The following is an 18,221-nucleotide window of genomic DNA, read 5'->3' as shown; positions in this document are numbered from 1 at the left end:
AGGTCGCACGCCACGCACACACCTGACCGGTGTGACGCGGTGTCTCGTGACCTCAGACGAGCAACGTCCTTCTCCAATCGACGGCAACAGGACCGGAATACAAGCTACGAGGGGCGCGCGGGGCCGTCAACGCATTTATCGGGGGAGGAGCGCCCGCGCCGTGAACGGGCGGTTCAGCAGGCGTCGCGCATCAGCTGGGCCAGGTCGTGGTCCAGGTCGAGCTGGAGGTGCTCCAGGCCGGCCGGCACCAGGTCGCCGCTCGCCTCCAGGAAACGGCGTATCTCGCCGGAGCGCACATGGACGACGGCGGTGCCCTCGGGGGCGTGGAACTCCAGGACCGTGCGGTCGTAGCCGTACGGCCGCACGCGTACGTCCCCGTGGCCCTCGGGGCCGTGCAGACCGGCCGAGAGCAGCTCACGAGCGAAGGTCCAGCAGACCTCGACGCCCTCCAGGGTGGCCGGAGCGGGGAACGTCATGCGGACGGCGAAGGGGTCGGTCCGGTCGTAGCGCAGCGTGGCGGGAATGCTCGGCATACGGGGGGCGGCGGCCACGAGACGGGCCTCTACGGACTGCTCTACGACGGTGGACAACGCCTTGCTCCCTCGTTGCGGCTGGACGGACTTTCCGGGGCGGGTGGGACCTGGCACTGGAGGAGACGAAGGAATCGGCCAATCCGTGCACATGAATGACTAGTGACCTCTGTCACCGTCTTCAATCACCCGAGTGGCTCGGGATGCGCGAGGGGTGCGCGGGCCTCTGGACGGCATCGGGGGAGTGGGCTAGCTTCGCCCGCCATGAGGCGCTTGGGGATCACGCGACGCAGGGGACGGCTGGGCCGAGCGGTGGCGGCGGGGGTGGCCTGCGGGGCGGCGCTGGCCACGCTCACGGTGCCGTCCGCGCAGGCCGGAACGCTTCACCACCCGGCACCGCACTGGGAACTGAAGAACAGCGGCACCCCTCAGGTGCGGTTCCGCGGGCTGTCCGCCGTCGACCGCGACACGGCCTGGCTGGCCGGCACCGGCGGCACCGTCCTGCGCACCACGGACGGCGGGGCCGACTGGCGCGACGTCTCGCCGCCGGGCGCGGGCGACCTGCAGTTCCGGGACGTCCAGGCGTTCGACGCGCGCCGCGCGGTGGTGCTCGCCATCGGCGAGGGCGAGACGTCCCGCGTCTACCGCACCGACGACGGCGGGACCACCTGGACGGAGTCCTTCCGCAACACCGACCCGAAGGCGTTCTACGACTGCCTGGCCTTCTTCGACCACCGCCACGGCCTCGCCCTGAGCGACCCGGTGGACGGGAAGTTCCGCATCCTGTCCACCGGCGACGGCGGCCGCTCCTGGCAGCTGCTGCCGGCCGACCGCATGCCCGCCGCACTCGACGGCGAGGCGGGCTTCGCGGCCAGCGGCCAGTGCCTGGTCACCTCCGGGCCCAGGGACGTGTGGCTGGCCACCGGCGGCGGCGCCCACGCGCGCGTGCTGCACTCCGCCGACCGGGGCCGCACCTGGACCGCCACCGACACGCCCGTCCCGGCCGGCGACCCGGCCCGCGGCGTGTTCGCGCTCGCCTTCCGCGACCGCGCCCACGGCCTCGCCGTCGGCGGCGACTACCGCGCGAACCAGCCTTCCCCGAGGGCCGCGGCGCTCACCCGGGACGGCGGTCGCACCTGGCAGCCCGCCACCACACCTCCGCCCGCCTACCGCTCCGGCGCCGCCTGGCTCCCGCACAGCCGCACCGCCGCGCTCGCCGTCGGCCCCACCGGCAGCGACCTGACCACCGACGGCGGCCGCACCTGGCGGACGTTCGACACCGGCTCCTTCGACACCGTGGACTGCACCGCCGACCTGAGCTGCTGGGCGGCGGGCGAACAAGGGCGCGTGGCCCGGCTGGAACCCTGAGGTAGGAGGACGGAACGCGGGTACTCGTCCGCCACCGCACACGAGGAAGGGAGCGGTCATGCCACGCGGTTCCAGCCCCAAGCGGGAGCGTCAGTACGAGCACATCAAGGAGAGCGCGCAGGACCGGGGCGAAAGCCCCGGGCGCGCCAAGGAGATCGCCGCGCGGACGGTGAACAAGGAACGTGCCCGCTCCGGTGAGTCGAAGACCGCGAGCCGCACCTCGACCCAGGACATGTCGTCCGGCAAGCGCGGTGGACAGCGGTCCGGCCAGGGCTCCCAGGGCCCGACCTACGACCAGCTCTACGAGGAGGCCAAGAAGCGCAACATCCACGGCCGCTCGGACATGAACAAGGCGGAGCTGCAACGCGCCCTGGGCGACAAGGGTTGACCCGCGGTCACCGGCCCGCGCGGTGCGCCGTACGCTCGTCGGCACCATGACGACCGTACGCGTACCCGCGGGCTGGCCCGCGACCGAGGAGCAGGCCCGAGCCGTCCAGGACGAACTGCGCGAGCTGGTGGTGCTCGACGAGCCGGGTCCGCCGCCCGGGACGGGCCACGTCACCGGCGTGGACGTGGCCTACGACGACGAACGCGACCTGGTCGCGGCGGCGGCCGTCGTCCTGGACGCGGCCACGCTGGAGGTGGTCGCCGAGGCGACCGCCGTCGGCCGGGTCTCCTTCCCCTACGTCCCCGGACTGCTCGCCTTCCGGGAGATCCCCACCGTGCGGGCCGCCCTGGACGCGCTGGAGTGCCCGCCCGGCCTGGTCGTCTGCGACGGCTACGGCCTCGCCCATCCGCGCCGCTTCGGCCTCGCCGCCCACCTCGGCGTGCTCACCGGCCTGCCGACCATCGGCGTCGCGAAGAACCCGTTCGTCTTCACCCACGAGGAACCGGGCACGCGGCGCGGCGCGCATGCTCCGCTGCTCGCCGGCACCGAGGAGGTGGGCCGCGCCCTGCGCACCCGGGACGGCGTCAAGCCGGTCTTCGTCTCCGTCGGCCACCGGACCGGCCTGGACAACGCCTGTGCCCATGTGCTGGCGCTGACACCGAGGTACCGGCTGCCGGAGACCACCCGCAGGGCCGACTCGCTGTGCCGCCGGGCGCTTCGGGAGGCGGCGCGACGGCCGGATCCGGCCGAGGAACGCGCCTGACGCCCCGCGCCGTGCGGGAGCGTCCGACTGATGCGCCGGCCGCTGAACGCGGGCACCGCGCTGCCGGGCACCGGCGACTCGGACGTGCCGTACTGCATCCACCGGGCCGAGGTGAACGAGGCACCGCCCGTCCTCACCCACGTCCCGCCGCTGACCCAGAACCTGTCAACGGACGGGCGAACTCCACCACCGGCACGCGCGTGGTCTTCTCGCTGGTGCCGCCGGCCTGAGCGGTCGCGTCACCTCAGGCCCTGTCGTCCCGCTCGGCGGCCACCCGGAAGGTGATCCCCGCCGAGCGCAGGCGCCCGGTCAGCGCGTCGCCCATCGCCACGGCCGTCGTGAGCTGGCCGGCCCGGGCCGGCAGGTCGTCGAAGGCCAGGCACAGAGCCGCCTCGGCGAACATCTTCGCCGTCTCGTCGTAGCCCGGATCGCCGCCCGCCACCTCGGTGAACACCCGCCGCCCGCCGCCCTCGCCGACGAAGCGCACCGAGAACCAGCTCTTCGCCCGCTTCTCTGCGCTCGGCCCGTCCCCGGGCCTGAGCCGGTCGGACAGCCAGCGCCGGGCGGGCGGCAGCTGGGCCGCCGCCGCGACCGCGGTGACGGCCGCGACCCCGCCCAGGGCGACGGGCAGACGCCGGAAGGCCGCATAGTGCCGGTAGCGGAAGTCGGGGCCGTAGCGGTCCAGGGCCCGTGCCGAACGGGCCACGATCTGCGGGTCGATGGTCGGCAGCGGCAGCGCCCAGGCGCCGACCTCCCCGGCGAAACGCGGCGCGCCCGCCGGGGCCGTCACCCGGCGTCCCGCCGACCGGGGCTCGTACCGGGCGCGGTCGCGGGCGGCGGCCAGCATCTGCCGCCCGCGCGCGAACTGGTTCAGCGCCGAGGCGAGGGTTCCGCCGGAGAAGGCCGCGTCGGCGGTGACGAACCCGTCCACGGTCAGCGGTACGCCCTCCGGCAGCCTGCCGACCGTGAAGTGGACGCCCAGGTCGTGCGGCACCGAGTCGAAGCCGCACGCGTGCACCAGCCGGGCGCCCGTCTCACGCGCGCGTGCGTCGTGCCGGACATACATCAGGTCCACGAACTCGGGCTCGCCGGTGAGGTCCAGGTAGTCGGCCCCGGTCTCGGCGCAGGCGGCGACGAGTTCCTCGCCGTAGCGGATGTAGGGCCCGACGGTCGAGGCCACCACCCGCGCCTGCCCGGCGAGGGCGCGCACGGTCGCCGGTTCGTCCACGTCGGCCCGCAGCACCCCGGGCGCCGACCCGCCGGGCAGCCGCTCGCGCAGCCGCTCCAGCCTGCGCTCGTCACGGCCGGCGAGCGCCCAGCGCAGACCCTCGGGCGCGTGCGCGGCGAGGTACTCCGCCGTGAGCGTGCCGACGAAGCCGGTGGCTCCGAAGAGCACGAGGTCGTACGGACGGTCGGTCGTTTTCAGCCTGCTCATGACACACCCCTCGGTCGTGCAGCCCGCGCCGCTGTCGGTGGCCGAGGCTAGCGTGAGCAGTGCGACTCCGGACGGCCGGCCCGGTACCTTGGCTAAGCGCTTGCTCGTTCAGGTCTTGTGCCCGGTGGAGCACGTTCTTAGCATCACCGGTGTTACAGCACTTGTGTCACATCGACTGGGGGCGGCATGACGACGGCAGGGACGCCAGGACAGGGCCCGCTCACCGGCGTGCGCGTGGTCGAGCTGGCCGGCATCGGCCCGGGCCCGTTCGCCGCGATGCTCCTCGCCGACCTGGGCGCCGACGTGGTCCGGGTGGACCGCCCCGGCGGCCCCGGTCTCGGCGTCGACCCCGCCCACGACGTCACCAACCGCAACAAGCGCTCGGTCGTCGTCGACCTGAAGGCCCCGGACGGCCCAGCGCGCGTCCTGGACCTCGCCGAGCGCGCCGACATCCTCCTCGAGGGCTACCGCCCCGGGGTCGCCGAGCGCCTCGGCGTCGGCCCCGACGCCTGCCACGCCCGCAACCCCCGCCTGGTCTACGGCCGGATGACCGGCTGGGGCCAGCAGGGCCCCCTCGCCGGCCGGGCCGGCCACGACGTCGCCTACATCGCCCTCACCGGCACCCTCGGCATGATCGGCGACCCGGACCGGCCCCCGGCGGTCCCCGCCAACCTGCTCGGCGACTACGCGGGCGGCTCGCTCTACCTGGTCGTCGGCGTCCTCGCCGCCCTCCACCACGCGCGCGTGAGCGGCACCGGCCAGGTCGTCGACACCGCCATCGTGGACGGCACCGCCCACCTCTCCACCATGATCCACGCCATGCTGGCCGCCGGCGGCTGGCAGGACCGGCGCGCCGCCAACCTCCTGGACGGCGGCTGCCCGTACTACGGCACCTACGAGACCGCCGACGGGAAGCACATGGCGGTCGGCGCCCTGGAACCCCGGTTCTACGCCGAGTTCGTACGCCTGCTCGACATCGGCGACTTCGCGGACGCCCGCCGCGACCAGGCCCGCTGGGGCGAGCTGCGCGAACGGATCGCCGCCCGCTTCAGGTCCCGTACCCGCGACGAGTGGACGGCCGTCTTCGAGGGCTCGGACGCCTGCGTGGCCCCCGTGCTGTCCCTGCGCGAGGCCCCCCACCACCCGCACCTCGCCGCCCGCGGCACCTTCACCGACCACGACGGCATCACCCAGCCCGCCCCGGCACCGCGGTTCTCCGCCACCCCGGCCACCGTCCGTACCGGCCCCGCGAGACCCGGCACCGCCACCGAGGAGGTGGCCCGCGACTGGGACGTACCCGCCCTGCTGGAGGACCCGGTCGGGGACGCCCCCTGACGGCACCCCCGCCCGCCCCCGCCACCTCCGCCCACCCGGCCCCACCGCCGCGACAACCCTCGTTGAAAGGCCCCTCAGTGAGCACCGAAGCGTACGTGTACGACGCGATCCGCACCCCGCGCGGGCGCGGCAAGGCCAACGGCGCCCTGCACGGCACCAAGCCCATCGACCTGGTCGTCGGCCTCATCCACGAGATCCGCGACCGCTTCCCGGGCCTCGACCCGGCCGCCGTCGACGACATCGTGCTCGGTGTCGTCAGCCCCGTCGGCGACCAGGGCTCCGACATCGCCCGCACCGCGGCCATCGCCGCCGGACTGCCGGACACGGTCGCCGGCGTCCAGGAGAACCGCTTCTGCGCGTCCGGTCTGGAGGCCGTCAACCTGGCCGCCGCCAAGGTCCGTTCCGGCTGGGAGGACCTGGTCCTGGCCGGCGGCGTGGAGTCGATGTCCCGGGTGCCGATGGCCTCGGACGGCGGCGCCTGGTTCAACGACCCGATGACCAACCTCGCCGTCAACTTCGTGCCGCAGGGCATCGGCGCCGACCTCATCGCCACCATCGAGGGCTTCTCCCGCCGGGACGTCGACGAGTACGCGGCGCTGTCCCAGGAGCGCGCGGCCACCGCCTGGAAGGAGGGCCGGTTCGACCGCTCCGTCGTCCCCGTCAAGGACCGCGCCGGCCTGGTCGTCCTCGACCACGACGAGCACCTGCGGCCCGGCACCACCGCCGACTCGCTCGCCCGGCTGAAGCCGTCCTTCGCCGACATCGGCGAGCTGGGCGGCTTCGACGCCGTGGCGCTGCAGACGTACCACTGGGTCGAGAAGATCGACCACGTCCACCACGCGGGCAACTCCTCCGGCATCGTGGACGGCGCCTCCCTGGTCGCGATCGGCTCCAAGGAGGTCGGCGAGCGCCACGGACTCACCCCGCGCGCCCGGATCGTCTCCGCCGCCGTCTCCGGCTCCGAGCCCACCATCATGCTCACCGGCCCCGCCCCCGCCACCCGCAAGGCGCTGGCCAAGGCCGGGCTCACCATCGACGACATCGACCTCGTCGAGATCAACGAGGCCTTCGCGGCGGTGGTGCTGCGCTTCGTCAAGGACATGGGCCTGTCCCTGGACAAGGTCAACGTCAACGGGGGCGCCATCGCCCTCGGCCACCCCCTCGGCGCCACCGGCGCGATGATCCTCGGCAGCCTCGTCGACGAACTGGAGCGCCAGGACAAGCGCTACGGCCTGGCCACCCTGTGCGTGGGCGGCGGCATGGGCATCGCGACCATCGTCGAACGCGTCTGAGAACCCGGCGGAACAAGAGACTTCTACGGAGACCCTGTCATGACCGAGAGCACCACCATCCGCTGGGAACAGGACGACACCGGTGTCGTCACCCTCGTCCTCGACGACCCGAACCAGTCCGCGAACACCATGAACCAGGCGTTCCGCGACTCCCTCGCCGCGGTCACCGACCGGCTGGAGGCCGAGAAGGACTCCCTGCGGGGCGTCATCCTCACCTCCGCCAAGAAGACCTTCTTCGCCGGCGGCGACCTGCGCGACCTGATCCGGGTCACCCCCGAGACCGCGCGGGAGCTGTTCGAGGGCGGCCTCGCCATCAAGCGGAACCTGCGCCGCATCGAGACCCTCGGCAAGCCGGTGGTCGCCGCCATCAACGGGGCGGCCCTGGGCGGCGGTTACGAACTCGCCCTGGCCTGCCACCACCGGGTCGCCCTCGACACGCCCGCCACCAGGATCGGCTGCCCCGAGGTCACCCTCGGGCTGCTGCCCGGTGGCGGCGGGGTCGTGCGCACCGTGCGCCTGCTCGGCATCGCCGACGCGCTGCTGAAGGTGCTCCTGCAGGGCACGCAGTACAACGCGCGGCGCGCCCAGGACAACGGCCTGGTCCACGAGGTGGCCGCCACCCCCGAGGAGCTGCTGGCCAAGGCCCGCGCCTTCATCGAAGCCCACCCCGAGTCCCAGCAGCCCTGGGACCGGCCGGGCTACAAGATCCCCGGCGGAACGCCCGCGAACCCGAGGTTCGCCGCGAACCTGCCCGCCTTCCCGGCCACCCTGCGCAAGCAGACGGCCGGCGCCCCCTACCCGGCGCCGCGGGCGATCCTCGCCGCCGCCGTCGAGGGCGCCCAGGTCGACTTCGAGACCGCGCAGGTCATCGAGGCCCGCTACTTCGTGGAGCTGGCCGCCGGACAGACCTCGAAGAACATGATCCAGGCCTTCTTCTTCGACCTCCAGGCCGTCAACTCGGGCGCCAACCGCCCCCGGGGCGTCGAGCCGCGCCAGGTCCGCAAGGTGGCCGTCCTGGGCGCCGGGATGATGGGCGCGGGCATCGCCTACTCCTGCGCCCGCGCGGGCATCGAGGTGGTCCTCAAGGACGTCTCCCTGGAGGCGGCCGTCAAGGGCAAGGGCTACTCCGAGAAGCTGTGCGCCAAGGCCGTCGCCAAGGGCCGTACCAGCCCGGCGAAGGCGGAAGCGCTGCTCGCCCGGATCACCCCCACCGCGGAGGCGGCCGACCTCGCGGGCTGTGACGCGGTCATCGAGGCCGTCTTCGAGGACACCTCGCTCAAGCACAAGGTCTTCCAGGAGATCGAGCACGTCGTGGCCCCCGACGCGCTGCTGTGCTCCAACACCTCCACCCTGCCCATCACCGCCCTCGCCGAGGGCGTGGAACGCCAGGGCGACTTCATCGGGCTGCACTTCTTCTCGCCCGTCGACAAGATGCCCCTCGTCGAGATCATCAAGGGCGAGCGGACCGGCGAGGAGGCCCTCGCGCGCGCCTTCGACCTGGTCCGGCAGATCAACAAGACACCGATCGTCGTCAACGACTCGCGCGGCTTCTTCACCTCCCGGGTGATCGGCCACTTCATCAACGAGGGCGTCGCCATGGTCGGCGAGGGCATCGAGCCCGCCTCCGTCGAGCAGGCGGCGGCCCAGGCGGGCTACCCGGCCAAGGTGCTCTCCCTGATGGACGAGCTGACCCTGACCCTCCCGCGCAAGATCCGCCGCGAGTCGCGGCGGGCCGTGGAGGAGGCCGGCGGCACCTGGACGCCCCACCCGGCCGAGGCCGTCATCGACCGGATGGTCGACGAGTTCGGCCGCACCGGCCGCAGCGGCGGCGCCGGCTTCTACGAGTACGGCGAGGACGGCGGCCGGGCCGGACTCTGGCCCGGCCTGCGGGAGCACTTCACGCGGCCGGACGCCTCGATCCCGTTCCGGGACATGCAGGAGCGGATGCTCTTCGCCGAGGCGCTCGACACCGTCCGGCTCCTGGAGGAGGGCGTCCTGACCTCCGTCGCCGACGCCAACATCGGCTCGATCCTCGGCATCGGCTTCCCCGGCTGGACCGGCGGTGTGCTCCAGTACATCAACGGCTACGAGGGCGGCCTGCCCGGCTTCGTGGCCCGCGCCCGGGAACTCGCCGGCCGCTACGGCGAGCGGTTCACCCCGCCCGCCCTGCTGGTGGACAAGGCGGAGAACGGGGAGCGGTTCGGCGACTCAGCCCGCTCGTGACCCGATGAGCCACTCGCTCAGCTCTTCGCGCAGCGAGCGCTGGAACGTCGTCAGCAGCGCCTGCACCACCAGCGGGTGCATGTACGCCGACAGGGACTTCACGTCCCGGGCGTCACGTTCCGCCACCTCGCCGCGGAAGAGCTGGGCGAGCGCGTGAGCCGCGGCGCGCGAGTGCTCGACGAGCACCGTGCGCGCCGCGAGGATCGCCTCCTGGGACAACGGCACGTCCAGCAGCTGCACGCCGAGCCGGAGCAGCCCCACATCCACCCGGAACGTCTCGTCGTCGGCGGCCGTGACGACGTTCATCGCCGCCAGCCGCTCCATGTCCTCGTCGGTGAGCGAGCGCCCCGCCCGCCGCTCCAGCTCCCGCCGGGACAGCGTCCGGGCGGTGTCCGGCGACCAGGAGGCGACCACCGCGCGGTGGATGGCCAGCTCGTGCGGGGACAGGTCCGAGGGCAGCTGCCGCAGGTACCGCTCGATCGCGGCCAGCGTCATGCCCTGCTGCCGCAGCTCCTCGATGAGAGCCAGCCGCGCCAGGTGACCGGGCCCGTAGTGACCCACCCGGCGCGGACCGATCTCCGGCGGCGGGAGCAGCCCCTTGCCGCCGTAGAAGCGGACGGTGCGGACCGTCACGCCCGCCCGGGCGGCCAGCTCGTCGACGGTGAGGGTCGGCTCCTCGGCATCGGTCGTCATGTGCAGCAGTATCGCTGTCCCACCAGTGCTGTGAAACATGTGACGACCTTGTGAGAAGAGCCGCTCTGTGAGGTGCGACATCGCATATCGGGTGATCCGTCTGGGAAGGTGCTGCGTCGGTCTGTGCCGCGACACAAGGGTGGTGCGGGCCGAGACACATTCGGACACCCGGGTCACGAGCCCGCGGCGCACCAGAAAGTGGAACCACCCGTGAGCAAGGAAGCCGTGCACTCGGCACAGGTCACCGCCCACCCCCGGCCGGCCGGGACGCCCGCCGACGCGGGCGACGCCGGCTACAGCAAGGACCTCAAGCCCCGCCACGTCAACATGATCGCCATCGGCGGGGCCATCGGCACCGGACTCTTCCTGGGCGCCGGCGGCCGCCTGCACAACGCCGGCCCGGCGCTCGCGGTGGCCTACCTGGTCTGCGGCGTCTTCGCCTTCTTCGTCGTACGGGCCCTCGGTGAGCTGGTCCTCTACCGCCCCTCCTCCGGCTCCTTCGTGTCGTACGCGCGCGAGTTCCTCGGCGAGAAGGGCGCCTACGTCGCCGGCTGGATGTACTTCCTGAACTGGTCGACCACCGGCATCGCCGACATCACCGCGATCGCCCTGTACACCCACTACTGGAGCCTGTTCACCTCCATCCCGCAGTGGGTGCTGGCCCTGACCGCCCTCGCGGTGGTGCTGGCCGTGAACCTGATCTCCGTGAAGATCTTCGGCGAGATGGAGTTCTGGTTCGCGATCATCAAGGTCGCCACCCTCGTCGCGTTCATGCTGGTCGGCATCTTCCTGCTGGCCACCCGGCACCCCGTCGACGGCCACACCCCGGGCGTCGGCATGATCACCGACCACGGCGGTGTCCTCCCGCACGGCCTGATGCCGGTCGTCCTGGTCATGCAGGGCGTGATCTTCGCCTACGCCGCCCTGGAGCTGGTCGGCGTCGCCGCCGGCGAGACCGCCGAACCGGAGAGGATCGTCCCGCGCGCGGTGAACTCGATCATGTGGCGGGTGGGCCTGTTCTACGTCGGCTCGGTCGTCCTCCTCGCCCTGCTGCTGCCCGGCTCGGTCTACTCCGCCGACGAGAGCCCCTTCGTCACGGTGCTGTCGAAGATCGGCATCTCGGGCGCGGGTGACGTGATGAACCTGGTCGTGCTCACCGCCGCCATGTCCTCGCTCAACTCCGGTCTGTACTCCACCGGCCGCATCCTGCGCTCCATGGCGACGGCCGGCTCCGCGCCGAGATTCACCGCCCGCATGAACCGCAGCCAGGTCCCCTACGGCGGCATCCTGCTGACCTGCGCGGTGTGCGTGGCCGGCGTGGTCCTGAACTACCTCATGCCGAGCCAGGCCTTCGAGATCGTGCTGAACGTGGCCTCCCTCGGCGTCATCAGCACCTGGGTGATCATCATGGTCTGCCATCTGGTCTTCGTGCGGCGCGCCCGGGCGGGCGAGGTCACCCGGCCGCACTTCCGTCTGCCGTTCAGCCCGGTCACCGAGATCACCACGATCGCGTTCCTGCTGGCCTGCCTCGGCATGATGTGGAACGACCCCGAGGTGGGCCGCAGGACCCTGTTCCTCATCCCGCTGATCGGGCTCCTCCTGGTCGCCGGCTGGTTCGCGGTGCGCCGCAGGGTGTCCCGGGGCACCGGCCCACGACCGACCGGGGCAACGAGGTAGCGGCCCCGGCGCACCGGGGCCGCCCCCGTCAGCGGCCGTGCACGTCGTCGGTGGTGGCCTCGATCTTCTTCCAGGACCTCGGCCGGACCGGGGCGGCGGCCGCCCTCGCCGCGGACGCCGGGCCCCCGGCGGGGGACGCCGGCTTCGACGGCTGGAACAGCCAGGTGTCGAAGAGCGCGGCCAGCGGCTTGCCGGACACTTGCTCGGCGTACCGCTGGAAGTCCGCCACCGACGCGTTGCCGTACGCGTGCTCCTTCGGCCAGCCCTTCAGGATGGCGAAGAACGCGTCGTCGCCGACCTCGTCGCGCAGCGCCTGGACGGCCGCCGCGCCCCGGTCGTACACGGCCGCGTCGAACTGGTCGTCCGGGCCGGGATCACCCGGCTTCACGGTCCAGAACGCGTCGTCGGCCGGGTGCGAGGCGTACACGTAGTCGGCCAGCTGCTGCGTGGTGCCCTCGCCCTCGTGCTCGGACCACAGCCACTGGGCGTACCGCGCGAAGCCCTCGTTGATCCAGATGTCCTTCCAGCCCTTGAGTGACACGTCGTCGCCGTACCACTGGTGCGCCAGCTCGTGCACGACCACCGAGGTGTTCGAGCCGCTCGCGAACTGCTTCGGGCTGTAGTACACGCGGGTCTGCGTCTCCAGCGCGTACCCGGTGGTGGTGTTCGGGACGTAGCCGCCGGCCGAGCCGAACGGGTAGGGCCCGAAGTAGCCGCTGAGCCAGTCGACGATCTCCCCGGTCCGCTCCACGCTGGCCCGTGCCGCGCCGTCGTTGTCGCCGAGGTCCTTGCTGTAGGCGTTGACGATCGGCACACCCCCGTCGGAGGTGCCGGTGGTGATGTCGAACCGGCCGACGGCGAGGGTGGCCAGATAGGTCGCCTGCGGCTTGTTCTGGCGCCAGTTGTAGCGGGTCCAGCCGAGTTTGGAACTGGTGGACTGGAGCGTGCCGTTGGAGATGGCCTGGGTGCCGTCCGGGACCGCGACCGACACGTCGTAGGTGGCCTTGTCCAGCGGGTGGTCGTTGCTCGGGAACCACCACCAGGCGGACTCGGGCTCGTCGGCCGCGACCGCGCCGTCGGGCGTGCGGTGCCAGGTGTTGAAGCCGTACGCGGTCTTGGTCGACGGCACTCCGCTGTAGCGGACCACGACGGTGACCGGCGTACCCTTCGCCAGCGGCGTCCTCGGGGTGATCACCAGCTCGTGCTGGCCCGAGGTGGCGAAGGACGCCTCGGCGCCGTTGACCCGCACCTCGCTCACGTCCAGCAGGAAGTCCAGGTCGAAGCTGGACAGGTCCTGCGTGGTCGTCGCCAGGATCGTCGCCGTGCCCTGCAACTCGTCGGTCTTCGGCTGGTACTGCAGCCTCAGGTCGTAGTGGGAGACGTCGTAGCCGCCGTTGCCGTAGTACGGGTAGTAGGGGTCGCCGATGCCCGGCGCGCCGGGGGTGTAGCTCGCGGCCGATGCCGGGATCGCCAGCAGGACGGAGGCGGCCGCGAGTGCGCCCGGTGCGAAGATTCTGCGGTGCACGTCAGCTCCAAGTCGTCGGGACACGAAGTCTGTTCGGAGCCTATTCAGTCCCTGTGGCCCCCGGCCTGTCCACGGCCCCTCCCGTCACACGATCGCCATTCGGCCGTCATGTGCGTGGCCCGCTACTGACGGTTCGTCTGGTGCGCGTTGGTGCACGGGAGTTGCCCGTTGTACCGTCCGCGCATGCCGATACGCACGCGCTTCACGACCTGGAGAACGCTCGTCGCGGCGGCCGTCACAGCCCTGACGGCCGCCCTGCTCACCCCCGTCGCCGCCCAGGCCACCGCCGCGCCGCGGGAGAGCGAACCCGTCTACTCGTACGCGAACGCAGTCCGCGAGACGGTCTGGGTGGACACCGGCCTCGACTCCGACGGCGACGGGCGCACCGACCGCGTCGCCGCCGACATCGTCCGGCCCGCCGAGCCCGCCCGGCAGGGCCGCAAGGTGCCGGTCATCATGGAGGCCAGCCCGTACTACTCCTGCTGCGGACGCGGCAACGAGAACCAGACCAAGACCTACGACACGCGTGGCCACGTCGTCCGGATGCCACTGTTCTACGACAACTACTTCGTGCCCCGCGGCTACGCCTTCGTCGGCGTCGACCTCGCCGGCACCGACCGCTCCGACGGCTGCGTCGACGTCGGCGGCCGCTCCGACATCCGGTCCGCGAAGGCCGTGATCGACTGGCTCAACGGCCGCGCCCGGGCCTACAGCAGCCGCACCGGCACCACGAGCGTCAGGGCGACCTGGACCGACGGCGCGACCGGCATGATCGGCAAGAGCTGGGACGGCACCATCGCCAACGGGGTGGCCGCCACCGGCGTCAAGGGGCTGAGGACGATCGTCCCGATCAGCTCCATCTCCTCCTGGTACGACTACTACTTCGCCCAGGGCGCCCCACTGGGCGCCGACGGTCCCGCCGACCTGGCCGGCTACGTCCAGAGCGACGCGGCGCAGGCCCACTGCGCGGCCGTACACAAGGAACTCACCGACGGCGCGCCACGCAGCGGCGACCGGACCCCCCTGTGGACCGCCCGCGACTACGTCAAGGACGCGGCCCGGGTGCGGGCGAGCGTGTTCCTCGTGCACGGCATGCAGGACCTCAACGTCCGCACCCAGCACGTCGGCCAGTGGTGGAACGCCCTCGCGAAGAACGGCGTGCGCCGCAAGATCTGGCTCTCCCAGACCGGCCACGTCGACCCCTTCGACTACCGGCGCGGCGCCTGGGTCGACACCCTGCACCGCTGGTTCGACCACGAACTGCTCGGCTACGACAACGGTGTCGACCGCGAGCCGATGGCCGACATCGAGCGCCACCCCGACCACTGGGTCACCTCGGCGGTGTGGCCGCCGCACGCCACGCGGACCACGATCATGTACCCGGCCGCCGGCACCCGGGCCGGCCTCGGCACCCTCGGTCCGCGCCCCGGCACCGGCACCGAGACCTTCACCGACGACCCGAAGCTCGGCGAGACCGACTGGGCCGCGCACCTCACCACCCCCACCCCGGAGAAGGCGGCCTTCCTCACCGGCACCCTCACCCACGACGTGCGCCTGTCCGGTTCCGCCCGGGTGACCGTGACCGCCACCCCGACCACCTCCACCGCCCACCTCACCGCCGTCCTGGTGGACCTCGGCCCGGACACCATCCGGGACTACGCCGACGACGCCGAGGGCATCACCACACTCACCGACCGCACCTGCTGGGGCGAGAGCACCGCCGGTGACAGCGCCTGCTTCAAGGCCACGGCGGCGAAGACCGCGGCCGTCGGCCACACCGTGTTCAGCCGTGGCTGGGCCGACCTCGGTCAGTACGCGGGCGACGGCACGGGCCGTCCGCTCACCCCCGGCAGGGCGTACACGATCACCCTCGACCTCGCGGCCACGGACCACGTCGTACCCAGGGGCCACCGCCTCGCCCTGATCATCGCGGGCACCGACAAGGACCTCGTCGACCCGCCGTCCACCACCCCGGCGCTCACCCTGGACCTGTCCCGCACGGCGGCCGGGCTCCCGCTGGTGGGCGGCGCCCCCGCCGTCACCCGCGCCACCTCCGGCACCACCGCCCCCACCGCGGCCCTCCGCTCCGGCGTTCGCGCACCGCACCCCGCCGCCCGGCACATCCCGGCGAGCTGAACCCGCGAGCCGACCCCCTGAGGCGGCCGGGCACACCGGCCCGGCCGCCCCTCGCCCACCCCCGGCCTCCCGCCGCCCGGCGCATATGTCATGCCGCGCTCATATCGTCCCGTTCTGGGGATACTCACAGCATGTCTGCCGCATACGCGACCTTCGGCCTGGCACCGGCGATGCGCGCCGGCGGCGTCCTCGCCGACGGCGGCTACCGGATCCACCGCGACTTCATGGACTTCCTCGTCGACGGCCGACCGCTGCTCTTCCAGCTCTCCGACCTGGACGCCGTCTCCCCGCTCGCCTCCGACATCCCACCCGCGATCTTCACCGCCCAGGTCCGCGGCCTGCTGCTGGAGACCGGGGCCCCGCTGCCCGAGGGCCGGTACGTCCTCTACGGCTGCCCCGAGTGCCAGGACCTGGCCTGCGGCGCGGTCACCGCCGTGATCGAGCGGGACGGCGACGACTACGTCTGGCGGGACTTCGCCTGGCAGACGGACGACCACGCCGACCTGGAGCTGAACGGCTACCACGGCATCGGCCCCTTCCGCTTCCACGGCGCCGAGTACCGCGCCTGCCTCGGCGCCCTGCTGGACGTCCCCGGCCGAGCCGCCGCACCCGGCCGCCGCGTCCTGCTGATCGGCGCCCGCGTCGCGGTCCTCGCCAAGCTCGCCGCCGCCCTGCGCGCCATCGGCATCGGCGCCGACATCACCCACGGCGCCACCGACGTGCCCGCGGAGGAACTGCGCCAGTACGGCGCCGTCGCCTTCGGCCGGACGGTGACCGAGCCGGAACGGACCGCCGTACGCCGCTGCTTCGAACGGGCCGGCCTCGACGTCGCCCACGTCGACGCTCTCGCGCCGATCGTCCCGCTCCTCGTCGCCCAGGTCGAACAAGCCCTGGACCGCAGCCCCCTGGACCAGCGCCGGCTGACCGCGCTGGCCGCCGCCGACGGCGCCGCGGACATCGAGGTCACCTCCTCCTGCCGGGTACGGCTCACCGCGTACCGTCTCGACCGCCTCCAGCGCGCCCACGCCCGGGAGGTGTTCGACGGCCTCCTGGAACCGGGCCGGCACCGCGTCGCCCTGGACCCGAGAGCCGTCAGGGGCCGGGCCTTCCTGGTGGCACGAACCCCCGGAAGCGTCCTGGTGGAGGCCGTGACCCGGTGAGGACCCGGACGCGGGCAGGGACGCGCGCCCATTAGGATCGGCGTCCTGATGACTGCCACCCTCGTCGCCAAGAACCTCGCCGCCGGGCACGGCGACCGCTCCCTCTTCTCCGGCCTCGACCTCGTGGTCGCGCCCGGGGACGTGATCGGTCTGGTCGGTGCCAACGGCGCCGGCAAGTCCACCCTGCTGCGGCTGCTCGCCGGGCTGACCGCCCCGGAACAGGGCGAACTGAGGCTCTCCCCGCCGACCGCCACCGTCGGCCACCTGCCGCAGGAGCCGGAGCGCCGGCCCGGCGAGAGCGTCCGGGAGTTCCTCGCCCGCCGCACCGGTGTCGCCGAGGCCCAGCGGGTGATGGACGAGGCCACCCAGGCGCTGGTCGACGGGGCGCCCGGCGCCGACGACGCGTACGCCACCAGCCTGGAGCGCTGGCTGGACCTCGGCGGCGCCGACCTGGAGGAGCGGGCCGAGGAGGTCGCCGACTCACTGGGCCTGGCCGTGGACCTGGACCAGCCGATGACCTCCCTGTCCGGCGGCCAGGCGGCCCGCGCGGGCCTCGCCTCGCTCCTGCTGTCCCGGTACGACGTCTTCCTGCTCGACGAGCCGACCAACGACCTCGACCTGGACGGCCTGGAGCGCCTGGAACGCTTCGTGTCCGGCCTGCGCGCCGGCACGGTCGTCGTCAGCCACGACCGCGAGTTCCTCACCCGCACGGTCACCAAGGTCCTCGAACTCGATCTGGCCCAGCAGCGGACCACCCTCTACGGCGGCGGCTACGAGGCCTACCTGGAGGAGCGGGAGGTGGCCCGCCGGCACGCCCGGGAGGACTTCGAGGAGTACGCCGACAAACGGGCCGCGCTCCAGGACCGGGCGCAGACGCAGCGGTCCTGGATGGACAAGGGCGTCAAGAACGCGCGCCGCAAGGCGGGCAACGACAACGACAAGATCGGCCGGAAGTTCCGCAGCGAGGCCAGCGAGAAGCAGGCCGCGAAGGCCCGGCAGACCCAGCGGATGATCGAGCGCCTGGAGGTCGTCGAGGAGCCCCGCAAGGAGTGGGAGCTGCACATGGAGATCGCGGCCGCCCCCCGCTCGGGCGCGGTCGTGGCGACCCTGCGCGACGCCGAGGTACGGCGCGGTGACTTCACCTTCGGGCCGGTGTCCCTGCAGATCGACTGGGCCGACCGGGTCGCGGTGACCGGCGCCAACGGCGCGGGCAAGTCGACCCTGCTCGGGGCGCTGCTCGGGCGGGTCCCGCTGGACGCCGGCCACGCCGGGCTCGGCCCGGGCGTCCTGGTCGGCGAGGTCGACCAGGCCCGCGGGCTGTTCCACGGCACCGAGGCCCTGCTGGACGCCTTCTGCGCGGCCGTGCCCGACACCGAGCCGGTGGAGGTGCGCACCCTGCTCGCCAAGTTCGGCCTGAAGTCCGGCCACGTCCTGCGCCCGGCCTCCTCCCTCTCGCCGGGCGAACGCACCCGGGCCGCGCTGGCGCTGCTCCAGGGCCGGGGCGTCAACCTCCTGGTCCTCGACGAGCCCACCAACCACCTCGACCTGCCCGCCATCGAACAGCTGGAGTCGGCCCTCGACTCCTACGAGGGCACGCTGCTCCTGGTCACCCACGACCGCCGCATGCTGGACGCGGTCCGGGTGACCCGCCGCCTGGAGGTCGCCTCCGGCAAGGTGACCGAACGCTAGACCGGGG

14 protein-coding genes are annotated in these 18,221 nt (G+C 72.9%); 10 read left to right on the top strand and 4 right to left on the bottom strand.

Annotated elements, in window-relative coordinates; genetic code table 11:
- Nucleotides 1-173: 173 nt before the first annotated feature.
- Nucleotides 174-590 (bottom strand): SsgA family sporulation/cell division regulator, encoded by a 417-nt coding sequence (locus ACFYMM_RS07565; RefSeq protein ID WP_388384840.1) that lies wholly within the window; start codon nt 588-590, stop codon nt 174-176.
- 204 nt (nt 591-794) lie between these two features.
- Here ACFYMM_RS07565 and ACFYMM_RS07560 point away from each other — a divergent pair, with 204 nt between their 5' ends.
- From ACFYMM_RS07560 to ACFYMM_RS07550, 3 genes are read left to right on the top strand one after another with little or no spacing between them, the layout of a single operon-like run.
- Nucleotides 795-1,898 carry a WD40/YVTN/BNR-like repeat-containing protein gene (locus ACFYMM_RS07560; protein WP_388384839.1) on the top strand — a complete coding sequence of 368 codons (1,104 nt, stop codon included), beginning with the start codon at nt 795-797 and terminating at the stop codon, nt 1,896-1,898.
- A gap of 58 nt (nt 1,899-1,956) precedes the next feature.
- A complete protein-coding gene (locus tag ACFYMM_RS07555; RefSeq protein WP_388384838.1) occupies nt 1,957-2,286 on the top strand; it encodes a plasmid stabilization protein in 330 nt (109 codons plus the stop codon).
- 46 nt (nt 2,287-2,332) lie between these two features.
- Nucleotides 2,333-3,049, top strand: coding sequence for an endonuclease V (locus tag ACFYMM_RS07550; RefSeq protein ID WP_388384837.1), 717 nt, complete (start codon nt 2,333-2,335; stop codon nt 3,047-3,049).
- A gap of 244 nt (nt 3,050-3,293) precedes the next feature.
- Here the strand turns inward: ACFYMM_RS07550 and ACFYMM_RS07545 are convergent, their stop codons facing one another.
- The gene (locus tag ACFYMM_RS07545; RefSeq protein WP_388384836.1) at nt 3,294-4,484 is read right to left on the bottom strand and encodes a saccharopine dehydrogenase family protein; all 1,191 of its coding nucleotides are present in this window, start codon (nt 4,482-4,484) and stop codon (nt 3,294-3,296) included.
- A gap of 186 nt (nt 4,485-4,670) precedes the next feature.
- On the opposite strand from ACFYMM_RS07545, the gene ACFYMM_RS07540 reads away from it, so the two are divergent.
- From ACFYMM_RS07540 to ACFYMM_RS07530, 3 genes are all read left to right on the top strand, one after another.
- On the top strand, nt 4,671-5,819 hold the full coding sequence (locus tag ACFYMM_RS07540) for a CaiB/BaiF CoA transferase family protein (RefSeq protein ID WP_388384835.1): 1,149 nt from the start codon (nt 4,671-4,673) through the stop codon (nt 5,817-5,819).
- A gap of 77 nt (nt 5,820-5,896) precedes the next feature.
- Nucleotides 5,897-7,111 carry an acetyl-CoA C-acetyltransferase gene (locus ACFYMM_RS07535; RefSeq protein WP_388384834.1) on the top strand — a complete coding sequence of 405 codons (1,215 nt, stop codon included), beginning with the start codon at nt 5,897-5,899 and terminating at the stop codon, nt 7,109-7,111.
- Nucleotides 7,112-7,150: 39 nt separating this feature from the next.
- Complete coding sequence (locus ACFYMM_RS07530) at nt 7,151-9,334, top strand: 3-hydroxyacyl-CoA dehydrogenase NAD-binding domain-containing protein (RefSeq protein ID WP_388384833.1); 2,184 nt, start codon at nt 7,151-7,153, stop codon at nt 9,332-9,334.
- Here ACFYMM_RS07530 and ACFYMM_RS07525 read toward each other — a convergent pair.
- Entirely contained in the window at nt 9,320-10,027 is a 708-nt protein-coding gene (locus ACFYMM_RS07525; RefSeq protein WP_388384832.1) for a MerR family transcriptional regulator, read from the bottom strand. The genes ACFYMM_RS07530 and ACFYMM_RS07525 overlap by 15 nt on opposite strands.
- Nucleotides 10,028-10,237: 210 nt before the next feature.
- On the opposite strand from ACFYMM_RS07525, the gene ACFYMM_RS07520 reads away from it, so the two are divergent.
- Nucleotides 10,238-11,704 (top strand): amino acid permease, encoded by a 1,467-nt coding sequence (locus ACFYMM_RS07520; RefSeq protein ID WP_388384831.1) that lies wholly within the window; start codon nt 10,238-10,240, stop codon nt 11,702-11,704.
- 28 nt (nt 11,705-11,732) lie between these two features.
- On the opposite strand, the gene ACFYMM_RS07515 is transcribed toward ACFYMM_RS07520, so the two are convergent.
- On the bottom strand, nt 11,733-13,229 hold the full coding sequence (locus ACFYMM_RS07515; protein WP_388384830.1) for a M1 family metallopeptidase: 1,497 nt from the start codon (nt 13,227-13,229) through the stop codon (nt 11,733-11,735).
- A 183-nt stretch (nt 13,230-13,412) separates the two neighbouring features.
- Between ACFYMM_RS07515 and ACFYMM_RS07510 the strand changes: the two genes are divergently transcribed.
- The 3 genes from ACFYMM_RS07510 to ACFYMM_RS07500 all read left to right on the top strand — a co-directional run bounded on the left by ACFYMM_RS07510 (nt 13,413) and on the right by ACFYMM_RS07500 (nt 18,214).
- Nucleotides 13,413-15,365 carry a Xaa-Pro dipeptidyl-peptidase gene (locus tag ACFYMM_RS07510; RefSeq protein ID WP_388384829.1) on the top strand — a complete coding sequence of 651 codons (1,953 nt, stop codon included), beginning with the start codon at nt 13,413-13,415 and terminating at the stop codon, nt 15,363-15,365.
- 131 nt (nt 15,366-15,496) lie between these two features.
- Entirely contained in the window at nt 15,497-16,525 is a 1,029-nt protein-coding gene (locus tag ACFYMM_RS07505) for an oxidoreductase (protein WP_388384828.1), read from the top strand.
- Between the two features lie 48 nt (nt 16,526-16,573).
- Entirely contained in the window at nt 16,574-18,214 is a 1,641-nt protein-coding gene (locus ACFYMM_RS07500) for an ABC-F family ATP-binding cassette domain-containing protein (protein ID WP_388384827.1), read from the top strand.
- The last annotated feature ends 7 nt before the right edge of the window (nt 18,215-18,221 follow it).

The sequence above is a fragment of the Streptomyces sp. NPDC006739 genome, from assembly GCF_042869815.1.
GTDB lineage: Bacteria > Actinomycetota > Actinomycetes > Streptomycetales > Streptomycetaceae > Streptomyces.
Note: the sequence above shows the minus strand (reverse complement) of the source record. Positions and strands in the feature narration are given on the sequence as shown.

Excerpts from the sequence above, each read along its gene's own strand:
- ACFYMM_RS07510 (WP_388384829.1), top strand. The coding sequence starts at position 13,413 with ATGCCGATACGCACGCGCTTCACGACCTGGAGAACGCTCGTCGCGGCG.
- ACFYMM_RS07555 (WP_388384838.1), top strand. The coding sequence starts at position 1,957 with ATGCCACGCGGTTCCAGCCCCAAGCGGGAGCGTCAGTACGAGCACATC.
- ACFYMM_RS07530 (WP_388384833.1), top strand. The coding sequence starts at position 7,151 with ATGACCGAGAGCACCACCATCCGCTGGGAACAGGACGACACCGGTGTC.
- ACFYMM_RS07560 (WP_388384839.1), top strand. The coding sequence starts at position 795 with ATGAGGCGCTTGGGGATCACGCGACGCAGGGGACGGCTGGGCCGAGCG.
- ACFYMM_RS07525 (WP_388384832.1), bottom strand. The coding sequence starts at position 10,027 with ATGACGACCGATGCCGAGGAGCCGACCCTCACCGTCGACGAGCTGGCC.
- ACFYMM_RS07505 (WP_388384828.1), top strand. The coding sequence starts at position 15,497 with ATGTCTGCCGCATACGCGACCTTCGGCCTGGCACCGGCGATGCGCGCC.
- ACFYMM_RS07545 (WP_388384836.1), bottom strand. The coding sequence starts at position 4,484 with ATGAGCAGGCTGAAAACGACCGACCGTCCGTACGACCTCGTGCTCTTC.
- ACFYMM_RS07540 (WP_388384835.1), top strand. The coding sequence starts at position 4,671 with ATGACGACGGCAGGGACGCCAGGACAGGGCCCGCTCACCGGCGTGCGC.
- ACFYMM_RS07550 (WP_388384837.1), top strand. The coding sequence starts at position 2,333 with ATGACGACCGTACGCGTACCCGCGGGCTGGCCCGCGACCGAGGAGCAG.
- ACFYMM_RS07500 (WP_388384827.1), top strand. The coding sequence starts at position 16,574 with ATGACTGCCACCCTCGTCGCCAAGAACCTCGCCGCCGGGCACGGCGAC.